17 protein-coding genes are annotated in these 16,481 nt (G+C 70.8%); 8 read left to right on the top strand and 9 right to left on the bottom strand.

The features are described 5' to 3' along the window. Positions 1–6 precede the first annotated feature (6 nt). The gene (locus ACIPSA_RS25190) at positions 7–306 is read right to left on the bottom strand and encodes a hypothetical protein (RefSeq protein WP_402638237.1); all 300 of its coding nucleotides are present in this window, start codon (positions 304–306) and stop codon (positions 7–9) included. A 232-nt stretch (positions 307–538) separates the two neighbouring features. Here ACIPSA_RS25190 and ACIPSA_RS25195 point away from each other — a divergent pair, with 232 nt between their 5' ends. Then, on the top strand, positions 539–1,525 hold the full coding sequence (locus ACIPSA_RS25195) for an MsnO8 family LLM class oxidoreductase (RefSeq protein ID WP_402638238.1): 987 nt from the start codon (positions 539–541) through the stop codon (positions 1,523–1,525). Positions 1,526–1,543: 18 nt separating this feature from the next. Here ACIPSA_RS25195 and ACIPSA_RS25200 read toward each other — a convergent pair whose 3' ends face one another. Together ACIPSA_RS25200 and ACIPSA_RS25205 are read right to left on the bottom strand one after the other, a co-directional pair. Continuing rightward, positions 1,544–2,146 carry a response regulator gene (locus ACIPSA_RS25200; RefSeq protein WP_402638578.1) on the bottom strand — a complete coding sequence of 201 codons (603 nt, stop codon included), beginning with the start codon at positions 2,144–2,146 and terminating at the stop codon, positions 1,544–1,546. A gap of 113 nt (positions 2,147–2,259) precedes the next feature. Then, positions 2,260–4,491: an MMPL family transporter gene (locus ACIPSA_RS25205; protein ID WP_402638239.1), complete on the bottom strand. Its 2,232-nt coding sequence runs from the start codon at positions 4,489–4,491 to the stop codon at positions 2,260–2,262. A gap of 214 nt (positions 4,492–4,705) precedes the next feature. Between ACIPSA_RS25205 and ACIPSA_RS25210 the strand changes: the two genes are divergently transcribed. Further along, on the top strand, positions 4,706–5,650 hold the full coding sequence (locus ACIPSA_RS25210; protein ID WP_402638240.1) for an SGNH/GDSL hydrolase family protein: 945 nt from the start codon (positions 4,706–4,708) through the stop codon (positions 5,648–5,650). Positions 5,651–5,719: 69 nt separating this feature from the next. Here ACIPSA_RS25210 and ACIPSA_RS25215 read toward each other — a convergent pair whose 3' ends face one another. Continuing rightward, positions 5,720–6,313, bottom strand: a complete 594-nt coding sequence (locus ACIPSA_RS25215) for a TetR/AcrR family transcriptional regulator (RefSeq protein ID WP_402638241.1) — start codon at positions 6,311–6,313, stop codon at positions 5,720–5,722. A 165-nt stretch (positions 6,314–6,478) separates the two neighbouring features. Between ACIPSA_RS25215 and ACIPSA_RS25220 the strand changes: the two genes are divergently transcribed. Further along, positions 6,479–7,504: a patatin-like phospholipase family protein gene (locus ACIPSA_RS25220; protein WP_402638242.1), complete on the top strand. Its 1,026-nt coding sequence runs from the start codon at positions 6,479–6,481 to the stop codon at positions 7,502–7,504. 1 nt (position 7,505) lies between these two features. Next, positions 7,506–9,029 (top strand): flavin-containing monooxygenase, encoded by a 1,524-nt coding sequence (locus ACIPSA_RS25225; RefSeq protein WP_402638243.1) that lies wholly within the window; start codon positions 7,506–7,508, stop codon positions 9,027–9,029. Positions 9,030–9,039: 10 nt separating this feature from the next. Here the strand turns inward: ACIPSA_RS25225 and ACIPSA_RS25230 are convergent, their stop codons facing one another. Continuing rightward, on the bottom strand, positions 9,040–9,996 hold the full coding sequence (locus ACIPSA_RS25230) for a hypothetical protein (RefSeq protein ID WP_402638244.1): 957 nt from the start codon (positions 9,994–9,996) through the stop codon (positions 9,040–9,042). A 77-nt stretch (positions 9,997–10,073) separates the two neighbouring features. Continuing rightward, a complete protein-coding gene (locus tag ACIPSA_RS25235; RefSeq protein WP_402638245.1) occupies positions 10,074–11,276 on the bottom strand; it encodes an MFS transporter in 1,203 nt (400 codons plus the stop codon). 138 nt (positions 11,277–11,414) lie between these two features. On the opposite strand from ACIPSA_RS25235, the gene argG reads away from it, so the two are divergent. Next, the gene (gene argG / locus ACIPSA_RS25240) at positions 11,415–12,860 is read left to right on the top strand and encodes an argininosuccinate synthase (protein WP_402638246.1); all 1,446 of its coding nucleotides are present in this window, start codon (positions 11,415–11,417) and stop codon (positions 12,858–12,860) included. A gap of 416 nt (positions 12,861–13,276) precedes the next feature. On the opposite strand, the gene ACIPSA_RS25245 is transcribed toward argG, so the two are convergent. Continuing rightward, on the bottom strand, positions 13,277–14,182 hold the full coding sequence (locus tag ACIPSA_RS25245) for an NmrA family NAD(P)-binding protein (protein WP_402638247.1): 906 nt from the start codon (positions 14,180–14,182) through the stop codon (positions 13,277–13,279). 127 nt (positions 14,183–14,309) lie between these two features. Between ACIPSA_RS25245 and nthB the strand changes: the two genes are divergently transcribed. From nthB to ACIPSA_RS25260, 3 genes are read left to right on the top strand one after another with little or no spacing between them, the layout of a single operon-like run. Further along, positions 14,310–14,981 carry a nitrile hydratase subunit beta gene (gene nthB / locus ACIPSA_RS25250; protein ID WP_402638248.1) on the top strand — a complete coding sequence of 224 codons (672 nt, stop codon included), beginning with the start codon at positions 14,310–14,312 and terminating at the stop codon, positions 14,979–14,981. Beyond that, positions 14,978–15,577 carry a nitrile hydratase subunit alpha gene (nthA, locus tag ACIPSA_RS25255; protein WP_402638249.1) on the top strand — a complete coding sequence of 200 codons (600 nt, stop codon included), beginning with the start codon at positions 14,978–14,980 and terminating at the stop codon, positions 15,575–15,577. The genes nthB and nthA overlap by 4 nt, the downstream gene beginning before the upstream one ends. After that, positions 15,574–15,924, top strand: coding sequence for a nitrile hydratase accessory protein (locus ACIPSA_RS25260; protein ID WP_402638250.1), 351 nt, complete (start codon positions 15,574–15,576; stop codon positions 15,922–15,924). The genes nthA and ACIPSA_RS25260 overlap by 4 nt, the downstream gene beginning before the upstream one ends. Before the next feature lie 73 nt (positions 15,925–15,997). Here ACIPSA_RS25260 and ykgO read toward each other — a convergent pair whose 3' ends face one another. Together ykgO and ACIPSA_RS25270 are read right to left on the bottom strand one after the other, a co-directional pair. Beyond that, positions 15,998–16,120 carry a type B 50S ribosomal protein L36 gene (ykgO, locus tag ACIPSA_RS25265; protein WP_054244622.1) on the bottom strand — a complete coding sequence of 41 codons (123 nt, stop codon included), beginning with the start codon at positions 16,118–16,120 and terminating at the stop codon, positions 15,998–16,000. A 68-nt stretch (positions 16,121–16,188) separates the two neighbouring features. Next, positions 16,189–16,449 carry a type B 50S ribosomal protein L31 gene (locus tag ACIPSA_RS25270; protein ID WP_402638251.1) on the bottom strand — a complete coding sequence of 87 codons (261 nt, stop codon included), beginning with the start codon at positions 16,447–16,449 and terminating at the stop codon, positions 16,189–16,191. Positions 16,450–16,481: the final 32 nt, after the last annotated feature.

Consider the following 16,481-nt stretch of genomic DNA (forward strand, 5'->3'; position numbering starts at 1 on the left):
GCCGGCTCACCCGACGCCGCTGACTCCGGGGGCGATGAAGCGCCTGTGCAGCGGAGTGAACTCGGCGTCGGGTGTGCCGGCGATGCCGGCCTTCTCGACCGCGGGGCCGATGCGTTCGGCGAAGAAGACCTGGAAGGCCTGCTCCGACTCCCAGACGTCGACCACGTGGAGCCCCTGGCCGTCGAACCAGGCCACGTGCATCTGCGCGCCCGCCGCAGGGGCCTCCTCCCAAGCCACCGCGTCGCGCACCGTGTCGTACTGCTCGGGGGTCACCCCGGCCCAGCTCATGGACATCACCACAGCCATGTTCCGCTCCTCGTCATCGTCGTGTACGGCCGGCCCGGGCGGCTTCGGCATCGTCCCGCGAGGGAACGTCCCCGGCGAAGAGCGTGCGGAGGCTCGGTATGGGCACACTTCGATCCTTTGCGCCCGGCGCGCGTTGCGGATGCCGCCGGCACGCCGATCGGCCTTGCGCCGCGGCGACTTGGCCGCTGGGGAGCGCTCAGGGGCGCCGAGGGGCGCTTCCTATACTGACCGGATGATCACCGTTCCGTTCAGCGCGCTCGAGGTCGCCATGGTCCAGAAGGGCACCTCGGCCGCGGACACGTTACATGACACGACCGAGTTCGCCCGGCGCATCGAAGAGCTCGGTTACCTGCGACTCTGGTACGCCGAGCATCATCATTCCCCGGCCATCGGAGCGTTTCCGCCCGTCGTCCTGACCGCCCACGCGGCCGCGTCGACGTCGGCCATCCGGCTCGGATCCGGAGGCGTCCTCGCTCCGAACCACGCCCCGATCATGCTGGCCGAGCAGTTCGGTACGCTGGCCGCACTGCACAGCGGCCGTATCGACCTGGGCATCGGCCGTGGCCCGGGCACCTTCGACGAGTCGACCGCGCGAGCCCTGCGGCGTGGGGCCGGGCCGACGACCGACGACGAGTACCGCAACGATGTGTCGGCGATCCTGCGCTTCCTGGTGGAGGAGACAGCCCTCGGCCCGCTCCCCGAGCCATGGCTGCTGTCATCGAGCACAGCCGGTGCCGCGCTCGCCGCCGAACTCGGACTGCCGATCGCCCTCGCCCACCACATCCGCCCCGACAACACCCTCGCCGCGCTCCATCACTACCGCGAGCACTTCTCCCCCTCCCGCTGGTGCGCGCGCCCCCGTGTGCTGATCTGCGTGGAAACGGTCTGCGCCGAGACGCAGGAGGCAGCGGCCCGGCTCGCGGGCCCCATGGACGTGGTCAAGGCCGGACTCCTCAAGGGACGAGGCGACTTCCCCTTCCCCACGCCCGAGGAGGCGGCCGCCCACCCGTTCACGGCAGAGGAGCGGCAGGCCCTGGCGGGCTTCCGCGCCCACCAGGCCCACGGCTCACCCGACATCGTGGCGAAGCGGCTCGTGGACCTGGTGAGCGCGACCCAGGCGGACGAACTCATGCTGGTGACACCCGTCTACGCCTTGGCCGACCGCTTGAGGTCGTACGAGCTCGTCGAACAGCACATCATGACGCCGACGGCGACCTAGTGATCGAACCGTGGCTCCTCAGGCCGGTCGGACCAGCCCCGTGTCGTACGCGAAGATCACGGCCTGGACCCGGTCCCGGACGCCGATCTTCGTGAGGATGCGGCTGACGTGGGACTTGACGGTGGTCTCGGCAACGGAGAGCCGGTCGGCGATCTCGGCGTTGCTCAGGCCGGTCGCGAGGGCGGTGAGGACCTCGCGTTCACGTTCGGTCAGGGCTGACAGCCGTTGCTGCTGTGCGGGTGTCCGGCCGGGGAAGCGGTCGGAGAAGGCCTCGATGAGCTTGCGGGTCAGGCCCGGCGAGATCACCGCGTCTCCGGCGGCCACCGCACGGATACCGGCCACCAGTTCGTCGGGCTGCACATGTTTGAGGAGGAAGCCGCCGGCTCCGGCGCGCAGGGCGTCGTAGGCGTACTCGTCGAGGTCGAAGGTGGTCAGCACCAGGACGCGCGAGCGGCCGCCGGACGAGACGATGCGGCGGGTGGCCTCGATGCCGTCCATGCCGGGCATACGGACGTCCATCAGGACCACGTCGGGGCGCAGTTCGGCGGTCTTGCGGACCGCCTCGGCGCCGTGGGCGGCTTCGCCCACGACCGTCATGTCGGGGTGCTGTTCGAGGATCAGCCGGCCCCCGGGGGGATCCGGGACCGGCGGGCGGCGACGGGTGGACTCGACAGGTACGGGCCCTGGCTCCGACGGGTGGCCGCCCGATCCGCTCGGACTCTACGGCCGACCGGTCAGTCCACGCGCATCGGCGCCGGTGGCACCGGCTCGGGCTGCCGGTCGGCCGCGGGGCCGACCGGGTCCAGCGGCAGGTGCCGCAGCTTCTCGCCCTCCACGTCCACGTTCGGCAGGAACCGGTCCAGCCATCCGGGCAGAGCCCAGGCCCGGTGGCCGAGCAGTGCCATGACGGCGGGCACGATGGTCATCCGGACGACCAGGGCGTCGAACAGCACCGCGGACGCGAACCCCAGGCCCATGGACTTGATCAGGGGCACGTCGTCCAGGAGGAACCCGGCGAACACCGAGATCATGATGGCCGCGGCGGCCGTGACCACCCGGGCGGAGTGCCTGAAGCCCGCGACCACCGCTTCGGTCGGCCCGGCGCCATGGACGTACGCCTCCCGCATCCGGGTCACCAGGAACACCTCGTAGTCCATCGCGAGCCCGAACACCACGCCGACCATGAAGATCGGCAGGAAGCTCACGACGGGAGCGGGCTGGTCGACGCCGAAGACGTCCGACAGCCAGCCCCACTGGAAGACCGCGACGACGACGCCGAGCGTGGCGACGACGCTGAGGAGGAAGCCGAGGGCGGCCTTGAGCGGGACCAGGATCGAGCGGAAGACCAGCAGGAGCAGCACGAGTGCCAGGCCGACGACCACCGCGAGGTAGGGGACCAGGGCGGCGCCGAGCTTGGTGGAGGCGTCGATGTTCACGGCGGTCAGGCCGGTGACCATCAGGTCGGCGCCGGTGTCCTTGCGCAGGCCGGCACCGCGGTCGCGGATGTCGGAGACCAGGTCCTCGGTGGCCTGGCTGGTCGGGGCGCTCTTCGGTACGGCGCTGATGACGGCCACGTCGCCGCGCTGGTTGAAGGTGGCCGTGCCGACGGCGGCGACGTCCGGCAGCCCGCGCAGCAGCGCGACCGACTCCCGCGCGGCGGCCTTCGGGTCGTCGCTCCCGCGGCCGTCGACGACGACGGTCAGCGGGCCGTTGTAGCCGTCGCCGAAGCCCTTGGTCACGATGTCGTACACGATCCGCTCGCTGCTGCCGGGCGCGGCCATGCTGTCGTCGGGCAGCGTCAGCCGCAGTGACATCGCCGGAAGGGCCAGGACGGCCGGCGCGGTGACCGAGACAGCCAGCACCTTCACCGGGTTGCGGGTGACGAACTTCGCCCAGCGCACACCCAGCGCCTCGCCCTCGCCGCGCTCCAGCGCCCGCAGTCGGCGGGTCTTGAGCCCGCCGCGCATGACGCGCGCACCGACGAAGCCGAGCACGGCGGGCAGCAGGGTCAGCGCGATGAGGACGGCGACGACGACCGCGAAAGCGGCGGCGAGGCCGATGGTGGTCAGGTTCTGAATGCCGATGACACTCAGCCCGGCCAGCGCGATGACCACGGTCAGACCGGCGAAGACCACCGCAGAGCCGGCCGTGCCCAGGGCCCGTCCGGCGGCCCGCTCCGGATCGTGGCCGTCGCGGATCTCGCTGCGGTAGCGGGAGACGATGAACAGGGCGTAGTCGATGGCCACCGCCAGGCCCAGCATCAGGGCCAGGGTCGAGGAGCTGGAGCTCATGTCGAAGACCGCGGTGGCCATCGTCAGAGCGCAGATCGCCATCCCCACACCGAAGACCGCGGTCAGCAGCGGCAGCCCGGCCGCGAGCAGCGAACCGAAGGTGATCACCAGCGTCACGGCGGCGACGGCGACACCGATCAGCTCGGCCGGGCCCGCCCCCGCCTTGCCCTGGACGGCGTTGCCGCCCAGGTGCACCGCCAGGCCCGCCTTCTCGCCCTGGTCGACGACCTGGTCCAGGGCGTCCCGCGCCGCCTGGCTGATGTCGGGCTCGCCCACCTTGTACGTCACCTGGGTGTAGGCGATGCTGCCGGACGCACTCACCAGGTGGTTGGCGTACGGGTCGGCGACGTTCGCCACCTGCGGTGCCGTCTTCAGCTCGGCGACCAGCGACTCGATCACGGTCCGGTGCGTCCCGGAGGTCAGCTTCCGGCCGCCGGGCGCCTCGAAGACGACCCGGGCCGTGGCGCCGTCGGCCGATGCCTGGGGGAACTCCTTCCGCAGCAGGTCGAGCGCCTTCTGCGACTGCGTGCCCGGAAGGGTGAAGCCGTCGGTCGTCTCGCCCGACACGGTGGCCGCGCCGATCCCGACGGCGGCCAGGACGACTATCCAGAACATCACGAAGAGTCGCCGTCGCCGGAAGGCGAGCCGACCCAGCCGATAGAGGAACGTGGCCAAGGAAGTACTCCCACGGAAGAAGGGGGGTGCGCCGAGCGGGCCGCTGCGGCCCGAGGACCAAACTAGGAACGGTCACGGCCCACTTCGGCGCCCGAAGGGACACACTTCGAGGCCGGTGGTGTCGTTCGAAAGTAGGAAGGATGCTCATCCCCGGAGCTCATCCGGTGGCCCTTCGGAGACCGCCCTCGCCCGCCCCGCACGACAGGACACGCTGATGACGACACGCCTACGGGCCGTACTGGCCGGACTCCTCCTGGCAGTCGGTGCTCTGGCCGCCGTCGTCGGCGTCGCACACGACGACGGTGACGGAACCGCCCGAGGCGCCGCCACACCGGCCTCGAAGGGGGCGTACGTCGCCATCGGTGACTCCTACACCGCCGGCCAGCAGATCCCCGACCGGACCGGAGAGCCCGCCGGATGCGGCCGCTCCGACCACAACTACCCGACCCAGGTCGCCGCCCGGCTCGGCGTGAAAGCGGCCGACTTCGATGACGTGAGCTGCAGCGGCGCCACCATCGCCGACCTCACCGCACCCCAGGCAACCAGGGACGGCACCAACCCCGCCCAACTCGCCGCCCTCTCCTCGAAGACCCGGCTGGTCACGATCGGCATCGGCGGCAACGACATCGACTTCATCGCCATGATCACGCGATGCGTCGACCTGGGAGGGGCATACAGCTCCCTCGACGGCGGGACGATCTCGGACGACGCCCCCTGCCGGAAGTACTACGTCAAGAACGGCACCGACAGCGCACGGCGGCTGGTCGCCGCCGCGGGCGAACGGCTGTCCGGCGCGCTGAGCGAGGTCAGGCGGCGCGCGCCCGAAGCCCGTGTCTACGTCGTCGGTTATCCGGCGATCCTGCCGTCCGACGGCGCCGTCTGCGGCCGCGAACTGCCCATCGCCCCAGGGGACATCACCTATCTCCGGGAGACGGAGCAGGAGCTCAACGAGGCCCTGCGGGTGCGGGCCGGGGCGGCCGGGGCCACGTACGTCGACACGTACACGCCCTCCCGGGACCACAACGCCTGCTCGCCCGAGGACACCCGCTGGATCGAACCCCTCCGCCCCGGCAGCCCCGCGGCCGCCGTCCACCCCAACGCGCGCGGCGAGCGCGGGATGGCGGACGCGGTGCTGCGCGCCGTGAACGCCTCGGGGTGAACGGACCGAGGCGCCCCGCAGGACGATCGGAAGCGGTCCGTCCCTACTGATGCGGCGCAGGATCCGTCCCTACTGATGCGGGCGCAGGATGAGTCGCAGCGTGTCCGTGAGCACGGTCGTGGGCACGGCGGGGTCGTTGATCCGCTGGATGCCGAGTCCGATGCCGAGGCTCAGCAGAGTCATCGCGGCCTGGTCGGCGGGCATGGCCAGGGAGACGCCCAGCTCCTGAGCCAGGGCGTCGAGCAGTTGGGCGAGTGCCTCGCGGATCGCGCCGACGCGCGCCGTGATCTCGCCCCGGAGCTCGTCGTCGTGCCGGGCCTGGGTGAGGAACTCGACTTCGAGCGTGGTCCAGGCCTCGTCGCCGATGTGTGCCTCGCCCCACGCGGTGAACATCGCCAGGCGTTCGTCGATCCGGGCGTCACGCATGACGGAGTCGGTGAGCAGGGTCAGCTGTTCGGCACGGATGTCATCCAGGACGGCCAGGCACAGGTGGCCCTTGCCGCGGAAGTTGGAGTAGACGGCGCCCTTGGAGTAGCCGGCCGTCTCCGCCACCTCACTCAGGGAAGTGGCGCCGTAGCCGTTGTGCAGGAACAGGTCCCGCGCGGTGGCGACGAGTCGCTCCCGAGTGCGTTCCTGGCTCTCGGCGCGGCTGAGGCGGGCCATCGCGTTCTCCCTCCCCTCCGGCGCGGCAAGTTCCCGACAAGCTCTCGGATCCTAACCCTGGCACGGGCTGTCCAGCGCACTCGGATACCGCTAGTATCCCGTTTTCGGATACCACTGGTATCCCGATCTCACCGGTATCCCGATTGGGCGGAGTACTCAGTGACGATGACTGGCAGACGAACCACCCCCTCCCGCGGACTGGTGCTGGGCTGCGGCGGAACGCTCGGCGCGGCCTGGACGATCAGTGCTCTGCATTCACTCGAACAGGCCGCGCAGTGGGACCCGCGCGACGCCGAGGTCCTGGTCGGCACCTCGGCCGGGGCCGAAGTCGCGGCCATGCTCGGCAGCGGCATCGGCGTGGCGGAACTCCTGGCCGCGCAACTCGCCCGCCCGGATGCCCGACCCGAGCTGCTCCGCCACTTCGCCGCACCGCCCCGAGGCACCCCGCCACGACCCGCACTCTTCCCCGGGTCGCCCCGGCTGGCGCGCCACGCGCTGGCCGGCAGGGTGCCCGCACTGGCGGGCCTGTCCGGACTGTTGCCCCAAGGTCGTGGCTCGGCCGGGCGACTGGCGGACCTGGCCGATTTCCTGGCCCCTGCCGGGAGCTGGGTCACCCATCCCGCGACGTGGCTGGTGGCGACCGACTTCGACACGGGGCGGCGTACGCTCTTCGGGCATCCGGACACCCCGCCGGTCGCCCTGCGTGACGCCCTGCGCGCGTCCTGGGCGGTCCCGGGATGGTTTCCACCCGTGCGCATCGACGGCCGGCGCTATGCGGACGGCGGCATCACTTCCACCGCCTCGGCCGACCTCCTGGTGCCCCGCGGCCTGGACGAGGTGTACGTCGTGGCGCCGATGAGTTCGCTGTCTCCCGCACCCCGCAGAGGACTCGGCCGGGCGGAGGCGCTGCTGCGCCGCGTCATGACCCGCACGCTGAACGCCGAATGCGCCGCGTTGCGGGCGGCGGGTACACGGGTCGTACGGATCGAGCCGACTGCCGCCGACCTGAAGGTGATGGGAGGCAACTTCATGGACGCCCGGCGTCGCCTGACGGTCCTGGAGACATCCCTGCGTACGACGCGAGCCGCCGTCCGCGCATGCCTCCGGTCGGCCGATTCACCCGCTCCGTGCCCCACCACCGACCGCGGCCTCGACACCGACTGCGGCCTCGACGCCCGGACAGGAGCCTGACATGGCCCAGTCAGCTACGCCCGTCGCGGCCGTCACCGGTGAGACCCGCGATGTGGAGGTACTGATCATCGGCAGCGGTCTGTCCGGTATCGGAGCCGCCGTCCGACTGCGCCAGGCGGGCGTGCACGACCTCGTCGTCCTGGAGAAGGCGGACGGCCTCGGCGGCACGTGGCGGGACAACACCTACCCCGGCTGCGCCTGCGACGTCCCATCCGCCCTCTACTCGTACTCCTTCGCACCCAATCCGGAGTGGACGCGCGCCTTCGCCGGCCAGCCCGAGATACGCACGTACCTCCATGACACCGCGGCCCGGTACGGCATCACACCGCTCATCCGCTTCGGCACCGAGGCCATACGTGCGCAATGGCATCCCGACCGGACCCGCTGGTACGTCGAGACCGACCGGAACCGCTATGCGGCCCGCTTCCTGATCGCGGCAGCGGGGCCTTGGCACGAACCCCTGCTCCCCGACATCCCGGGCCTTGCCGACTTCCCCGGCGAGGTCTTCCACTCCTCGCGCTGGCGCCACGACCACGATCTGACGGGCACACGCGTCGCCGTCGTCGGCAGCGGCGCGTCGGCCGTGCAGTTCGTCCCCGCCATCCAGCCGCAGGTCGGGCGACTGCATCTGTTCCAGCGCACCGCCCAGTGGGTGCTGCCCAAGCCCGACCACTACGTGCCACATGCCGAGCGATGGCTGATGCGACGCCTTCCGGCAGCCCAACGGGCCCTGCGGAACGTGGAGTACGCGGCACTGGAGACCCTGGGCATCGGTTTCCGTCACCCGTCCCTGCTGCGCGCGGTGCAGAAGGCGGGCACGCTCCACCTCAGGGCGACGGTCAGGGACCCGCGGCTGCGCAGGGCCCTCACGCCCGACTACACCCTGGGCTGCAAGCGGCTGCTGCTGTCGAACTCCTACTATCCCGCGCTGACCCGGCCCAACGTCACCGTCCACGCCACGGCGGTCGCGGCCGTCCGCGGCAGCCGCGTCATCGGCGCGGACAGCAGCGGCGCGGACGTGGACACCATCATTCTGGGAACCGGCTTCCACATCCTCGACATGCCGATCGCCCACCGCGTGTTCGACGCGGACGGCGCCAGCCTCGACGACCACTGGAAGGGCAGCCCGGACGCCTATCTGGGCACCACGGTGAGCGGATTCCCCAACGCGTTCGTCCTGCTCGGGCCGCATCTCGGTACCGGGCACTCCTCCGCGTACACGATCCTCGAAGCGCAACTGGACTATGTGACAGCCGCGGTGCGCCACTTCCGCGCGGCGGGCTGGACGAGCATGAACGTGCGGCCCGAGGTCCAGGCCGCCTTCAGTGCCGAGGTCCAGCAGGCTCTTCCGCGCACCGTCTACAACGCGGGCGGATGTTCCAGCTACTACCTGGACGACAACGGCCGCAACAGCTTCAGCTGGCCCTGGTCGACAGGCCGGATGCGCCGGCGTCTGGCCGCATTCGACCCCGAGGCGTACGACGTCACTTCGAGCACCGTTCGAGCGGGGTGTCTCACCGGGTGACGACCCGGCGTCACAGGCCGGCCGAAGCCCTGTTCCGTGCCTTCTCGAACTCGGAGACGGGGTCGCCGTCGACGCGCCAGGGCCAGGCGGCGACCGTGCCGTTGATCGCCTCGAAGACCGGACGCGCCTCTCGTCGCCGTTCTGCGGCCATCAGCGCATAGGCGAGCAGGTTCAGGTCGGCAAGGGTCGCGGCGTGGTGGAAGAACCCGGGCCGGGCCCAGGTATGGGCCGCACGGTCGAGGGCTTGGGCGGCCGCCGCGTGGGACCAGTGGTTGCGTGCCATCAGCGCCTCGACTCCGCCCAGGGTGAGGACGGACTGGTACTGCCGGACCTGGGCGGTGAGTTCCGTCGCCGCGCAGGGCGCGTTCTCGGGTGCGCGGGCGCGGACGGCGTCGACGAAGTCCAGTACCTGGATGCGCGACCCCATTTCCTCCGGGCCGAGGTAGTGCAGCATGTTCAGGTACGCCTCGCGGTTCCAGCGGTCGCGTGTCAGTACCTCGTTCCAGATGCCGAACACCTCGGACTGGTTGCGGCGCTCCAGCCGTGACAACCCCAGCAGAACCACCCAGGGAGTGGGGTCTTCCGGCGCGAGGTCGGCTGCCTGGAAACAGCTCTTGGCGACGGCGTCCCCGTCCTCCAGACGCCCCTGAGAACGTGCGCGCATGAGCTGCGCCCATGCGTGCAGAACGAGCGCGCTCGCGTTGCGCGGCTCGCGAGTGGCCCAGGCCCGAGGCACGTGGGACTCGGACAGGCTGTACGCCAGGACGGATATCTGGTGCGTACGGCGGTCCCAGTCGTCCGCGCCCTGGTCCAGGAGACGGGATATCTGGGCCGAGCACAGGTCTGTCGTCGCGATCGTGCCCGTGCTGGTCGTCGCCTGCAGGGACTTCAGCAGCCGGCTGAGGGCAGCGTCGTCGAGGGCGAGGGCGAGGCGCGCCCTTCTGCGGCGACTTGAGAGAAATGCCATGTCAGGAGGCTAGAGGTGATCAGCCGTGACGCAAGGTGCGCGCCGGGATCGTTATCGATTGCACGTGTCACCGCGCATTACCCGCTCGTACGGTGAGATGCCTGCGGTTGCCGCCGGAGCAGGTAGACGCCCGCGGACGACACCAGGACGGCCATGCATGCGATGAACACGAGCCCCGCGCCTTCCAGGCCGATCGGCCCCGTCAGCACGCCCACACCGATCACCGGCACCGAGATGCCCGCGTAGGCCACCACGAACAGAGTCGAGATCACCGCCGCGCGCCGGTCCGCCGGAGACGCCTCGGCCACGGCGGCCAGCGCCCCGCGGAACGACAACCCCTGCCCACCCCCGCCGACGACGGCGCTCAGCACCACCAGCGAGAGCAGGTCCCACCGCAGCGCGCCCGCGAGCAGCACCAGCCCGGCGAGGAGCCCGGCACAGCCCAGCGGCAGTGACCGCCCCACCCCGACCCGGCCGACGGCCAGCTGTCCGGCTGTCGAGGCGAAGAAGGCCAGGGCGACGACCAGCCCGCTCACGGCGTGGTCGTGCAGGTTCAGGGACCGCGCGAGGAACGCGGGGCTGACCGATGTGAACACCCCGAACAACGCGAACCCCGCGAACGAGGCGATCGCCGCCGGCCCGAACACCGCGCGCACCTGTGGGGGCAGGCTGGGACGCTGCGGCCGTACGGTGCCGAGCGGCCGCCGTTCCCGTACGGTCTCCGGCAGCCACAGGACGACGGCGCCCGAGCCGGCGACCAGGGCAAGGTGCACGGCGAACGGCAGGTACAGCGGCCAGGCGGCGTACTGTGCGAGGACTCCGGCGAGCAGCGGACCGCAGCCCAGCCCGCCCATGTTGGCGGCCGTCGCCACGAACGTGGCCCGGGAGGCACCGCCGTACGGTGCCAGCTCCATCACGTACGCCGTGGCAGCCCCGGTGAACAGACCGGCGGACAGTCCCGACAGCAGGCGCCCCGAGTACAGCCAGCCCAGCCCGGTGGCGCTCAGGAAGCAGACGGCGCTCGCGGCCGCGAACCCCAGGCCCCACAGCAGTACGGGACGCCTGCCCACGGCGTCCGAGGCGTTGCCCGCCAACAGCAGCACGCCGATGACACCGAAGGCGTACACGGCGTACACGACGGTGACCGTCAGTTCGGAGAAGCCGAATTTCTCCTGGTAGAGGGGGTAGAGGGGAGTCGGCAGCGTGGTGCCGGCCATGCACACGGCGAACACGGCCCCGCCCAGCAGACACGGCAGCCACCCTTGGCGATCAAGGTCCATGCCGCCGACGGTAACCCCGCATGTCGCACCGGTACGGCTTCGTCATGCACCGGTCCCGCATGGCGCGTCGCAGGCCGCTCGGCACGGCGCCTCACATGGCGCTTTGCATGACCATGCGAGGCAGTGCATAATCTATCTATGTCCAAGGTCCTCACCTCCCTTCCCGCCGACGAGCGCGTCGGCATCGCCTTCTCGGGCGGCCTCGACACCTCGGTCGCAGTCGCATGGATGCGCGACAAGGGTGCCGTCCCGTGCACCTACACCGCCGACATCGGTCAGTACGACGAGCCCGACATCGCTTCGGTGCCCGGCCGCGCGAAGACCTACGGCGCCGAGATCGCGCGCCTGGTCGACTGCCGCGCGGCGCTGGTAGAGGAGGGCCTGGCGGCGCTCACCTGCGGCGCTTTCCACATCCGCTCGGGCGGGCGTGCCTACTTCAACACCACGCCGCTCGGCCGCGCCGTCACGGGCACCCTCCTGGTCCGGGCGATGCTCGAGGACGACGTACAGATCTGGGGCGACGGCTCGACCTTCAAGGGCAACGACATCGAGCGGTTCTACCGCTACGGCCTGCTCGCCAACCCGCACCTGCGGATCTACAAGCCCTGGCTGGACGCGGACTTCGTGACCGAGCTCGGCGGCCGCAAGGAGATGTCGGAGTGGCTGCTCGCCCACGGGCTCCCCTACCGTGACAGCACGGAGAAGGCGTACTCCACCGACGCCAACATCTGGGGCGCCACCCACGAGGCCAAGACGCTGGAGCACCTGGACAACGGCGTGGAGACCGTGGAGCCCATCATGGGCGTACGGTTCTGGGACCCTGAGGTCGAGATCCTCCCCGAGGACGTGACGATCGGCTTCGACCAGGGCCGCCCGGTGACGATCAACGGCAAGGAGTACGGCTCCCCCGTCGACCTGGTGATGGAGGCGAACGCCATCGGCGGCCGCCACGGCCTGGGCATGTCGGACCAGATCGAGAACCGGATCATCGAGGCCAAGAGCCGCGGCATCTACGAGGCGCCCGGCATGGCCCTGCTGCACGCCGCGTACGAGCGTCTGGTCAACGCGATCCACAACGAGGACACCCTGGCCCAGTACCACAACGAGGGGCGTCGCCTGGGCCGGCTGATGTACGAGGGCCGCTGGCTGGACCCGCAGGCGCTCATGATCCGTGAGTCGCTGCAGCGCTGGGTCGGCGCGGCCGTCACCGGTGAGGTGACGCTGCGGCTGCGGCGCGGCGAGGACTACTCGATCCTCGACACCACGGGTCCGGCGTTCAGCTACCACCCGGACAAGCTGTCCATGGAGCGTACCGAGGACTCGGCGTTCGGCCCGGTGGACCGGATCGGCCAGCTCACCATGCGTAACCTCGACATCGCCGACTCACGCGCCAAGCTGGAGCAGTACGCCGGGCTCGGCCTGATCGGCACCGCCAACCCCGCGATCGGGGCCGCGCAGGCGGCCGCGACCGGGCTGATCGGCACCATGCCGGAGGGCGGCGCCGAAGCCATCGCCTCCCGCGGCGAGGTCTCCGACGAGGACGAGATGCTGGACCGCGCCGCGATGGAGTTCGGCACGGACTGACCAGCCCAGCCGAGCGATGGCTCGGCACCAGCGGGGAATGCACCACCGGAGAGGGCCGGGCTCGGCACCAGCGGCGTCGAGCCCGGCCCTCTCCGTCACCCGGGGCTCGTGGCCGGGACGGCTGCGCACGCGTGGCGCGGCCGGGGGAGCCCGTGCGGGCGGGCAGGACTCGACCTGGCGGCGGGAATCCCGTCCCGGACCATCAGGGCGAAGGCGAAGATCCGACGTGCGCCCTGCCGGACAGCGCCGACCAGGTCATCGACGGGCCGCTGGGCGCGACGCAGCGCAGTGACGCAGCGCGGTGGCGGAGGCCGCACGGGGGGCCGTGGGGATCGATCCGTGTGCGGGCAGCAGCACGCGCGGAGTCAGATCGGCCGCGGCCAGAAGGCCTCGGTGAAGCAGTCCGGGGCGACGGTTCAGCCCAGGTAGAAGTCCTTGCGAGCGGCCACGAACTCCTCGACGCTCTGGGCAGGTACACCCGTCACGCGTTCGACGTCGTCGGACGAGCGGTCGTAGCGGTTCTCGCGGTGCAGTCGGGCCATGGTCCCGATGTGGTCCTCGACGTGCGGCGACAGGCCCGCCTTGGCGAGCACCTCGGCCCGCCACTGGTCCAGCGGCACGTCGACATAGGTCACCGGACGTCCCAGCGCCCGGGAGAAATCCTCCGCCATCTCGGTCATGTCGACCGTGCGCGGCCCGGTCAGCTCGTAGACGTGCCCGATGTGCGGGGCGGGGTCGCGCAGCACGGCGGCGACCACCCGGGCGACGTCCTCGGTGGCGATGGGAGACGTGCGCCCGGTACCGAAGGGCAGCGCGATCGTGCCGTTCTCCCGGATCGACCGCGCCGCAAGGGTGGTGAACAGCGGGTTGTCCAGGAACGACGTCGGCCGGATGTGGATCACCGGCAGGCCCGACCAGTTCAGTACCTGCTCAGCCAGCCAGTGCAGCCGCTGCTGATGGGACTCGCCGGTGCTGGTGGCGGTCATCTGCGACACCGTCATCTGTGACATGTCGACCAGGCCGTCCAGCTGCCCGTACTCGCGCGCCACGGTGGCCACCACCGTCGCGGCCAGCAGATGGTCCGGCGAGACGGGCATCGCGAAGTACATCCGCGCAACGCCCTCCAGCGCGGGCGCGACGGTCTCGGGCCGCGTCAGGTCGCCGACGACGACCTGCGCGCCGAGCGTGCGGAACTCGGCCGCGCGGTCGCCGTCGCGGTGGACCATCACCCGCACCGGTACGTCCTGTGCGCGCAGGTCCCCGAGGATCTTGCGGCCCACGTCACCGGCGCCGGTGACGAGAACAAGGTTGCTCGCGACCATGGGGTGGCCTCCTTCTGCGTAGCCGAATTGCCGGGTGGCCGAGCGGTGGCGCGATCACACGCGCCTGTCACTTTCCTACGATCTATGGTTGATGTACCCGAATTGCAGATATTTGGGGGTTTACGTGATGAGTGGCATTGCCGACATGGGAGGCACCTCGGGCTGGGGCCCCGCGCACCCGCCGAGACGCGACGAACCCGTCTTCGAGGAGCCCTGGCAGGGCCGGGCCTTCGCGCTGGCGATCCTCTCCAGCCGTGTGGCGTGCGGCGGCGTCAACACGGACGCCTTCCGGCACGCGCTGGAGCGCCTGGACCAAGCCGCCTACCTGGACGACGGCTACTACGGACGCTGGCTCAACGGCGCGGAGCTCATGCTCACCGAAAGCGCCGTCCTGGCGCCGGGCGCGATCGAGGCCCGAGGCCGCAATCTGCGCGGCGAACACGTCGAGGAACCGCCGGTCCCCGAGCCTGCCCTGCCCGACTACGCAAGCACCGCCGAGGGCTCGCTGCGCTCCGTGGACGCCGCACCGGCCTTCGCCGTCGGCCGGCGGGTCCGGGCCAGGGACATCTCGCCGCCCGGGCACACCAGGCTGCCGGACTATGTGCGGGGACACATCGGATTCGTCGAGTCTCTCCGGCCCGCCGCCGTGCTGCCGGACACCAACGCGCACTTCCTGGGCGAGAACCCGCAGCACGTCTACTCGGTGCGCTTCGACTCGCGCGAGCTGTGGGGCGCCGATGCCGAGGCCTTCGCACTCACCGTAGAGATGTACGAGAGCTACCTGGAGACGGCCTCATGACCACCACCAGTGGCAAGGGCGAGCACCTTCCCGCGGCCCTGCGGACCGAGGCGCTCGAGCAACTGCTCACCGAGCGGGGCCTGATCGACCCGAAGGTAATGAACGGGATCATCTCCACGTACGAGACCGACGTGGGCCCGCTCAACGGCGCCAAGGTCGTCGCCAGGGCATGGACCGACCCTGAGTACCGGCGACGGCTGCTCGAGGACGGCACGGCCGCCATCAAGGAACTGGGCTTCTCCGGTCCGCAGGGCGAGCACATCGTCGTCGTGGAGAACACCGCGACCACCCACAACGTCGTGGTGTGCACCCTGTGTTCGTGCTACCCGTGGCCGGTGCTCGGTCTCCCGCCGAGCTGGTACAAGGACCCCGCCTACCGGTCTCGTATCGTCAAGGAGCCGCGCACGGTGCTGGCCGAGATGGGGCTCGAACTCGACGAAGACGTGCAGATCACCGTCCACGACTCCACCAGCGAAGTGCGCTGGTTCGTACTGCCCGAACGCCCGGCCGGCACCGAGCACCTGACCGAGGAAGAGCTCGTCCCGCTGGTGAGCCGGGACGCGATGGTCGGCGTGGCGAAGGTCGAGGCGCCATGAGCGCACCGCTGGACATCAAGGGCCCGGCCGCCCCGCCCCGCTCCAACGGTGAGCTGGTGTTCGCCGAGCCGTGGGAGAGCCGCGCCTTCGGCATGGCCGTCACCCTGTACGAGGCCGGCGCGTTCACCTGGCCGCAGTTCCAGGCCGCGCTGATCGCCCGGATCGTGGCCCAGGAGGCCGCCGCGGCCCAGGACGAGCCGTACGACTACTACCGGCTCTGGCTGGACGCCCTCGAGGACGTCCTCGTCGGCCAGGGCACCGTGTCACCGGACGAGGTCACCACCCGCGCGCAAGCCCTGGCAGACCGGCCCCCGGGCCACGACCACAACCACGACCACCCGCGCTGAACCGCACGGACAACGCGGAACGGTCCGGTCCCGTGTGCCGCGGGACCGGACCGTCCGGCCTACCGGCGCAGCGTCAGCCCTGACGGGCCTTGAAGCGCGGGTTCTTCTTGTTGACGACGAAGACCACGCCCCGTCGACGGACCACCTGAGCCCCCGGTTTCGACTTCAGCGAGCGCAGGGACTTGCGTACCTTCATGACTGTCTTACCTCTTTCTCGGCCCTTGGCTTCCTCGGGCCTCGGCTTCCTGGGGCCTTGGCTCGCTGTCAGCGACCGGCCGGGGCCAGGCTGCCGTAGCGGCGCTCGAAGCGCTCCACACGGCCGGCGGTGTCCACGACCCTGGAGGCTCCGGTGTAGAACGGATGGCTCGCCGACGAGATCTCGACGTCGATCACCGGGTAGGTGTTGCCGTCCTCCCACTGGATCGTCCGATCCGAGGCAGCCGTGGAGCGGGTCAGGAATGCGACGTCCGCCGCGCGGTCACGGAAGACGACCGGTCGGGAGCTGGGATGAATTCCCGTCCTCATGGGGTTTCCTTCCTCACGGCCTCCGCCCTCGG

It is taken from the genome of Streptomyces sp. NPDC086549 (assembly GCF_044746205.1).
Taxonomy (GTDB): Bacteria; Actinomycetota; Actinomycetes; order Streptomycetales; family Streptomycetaceae; genus Streptomyces.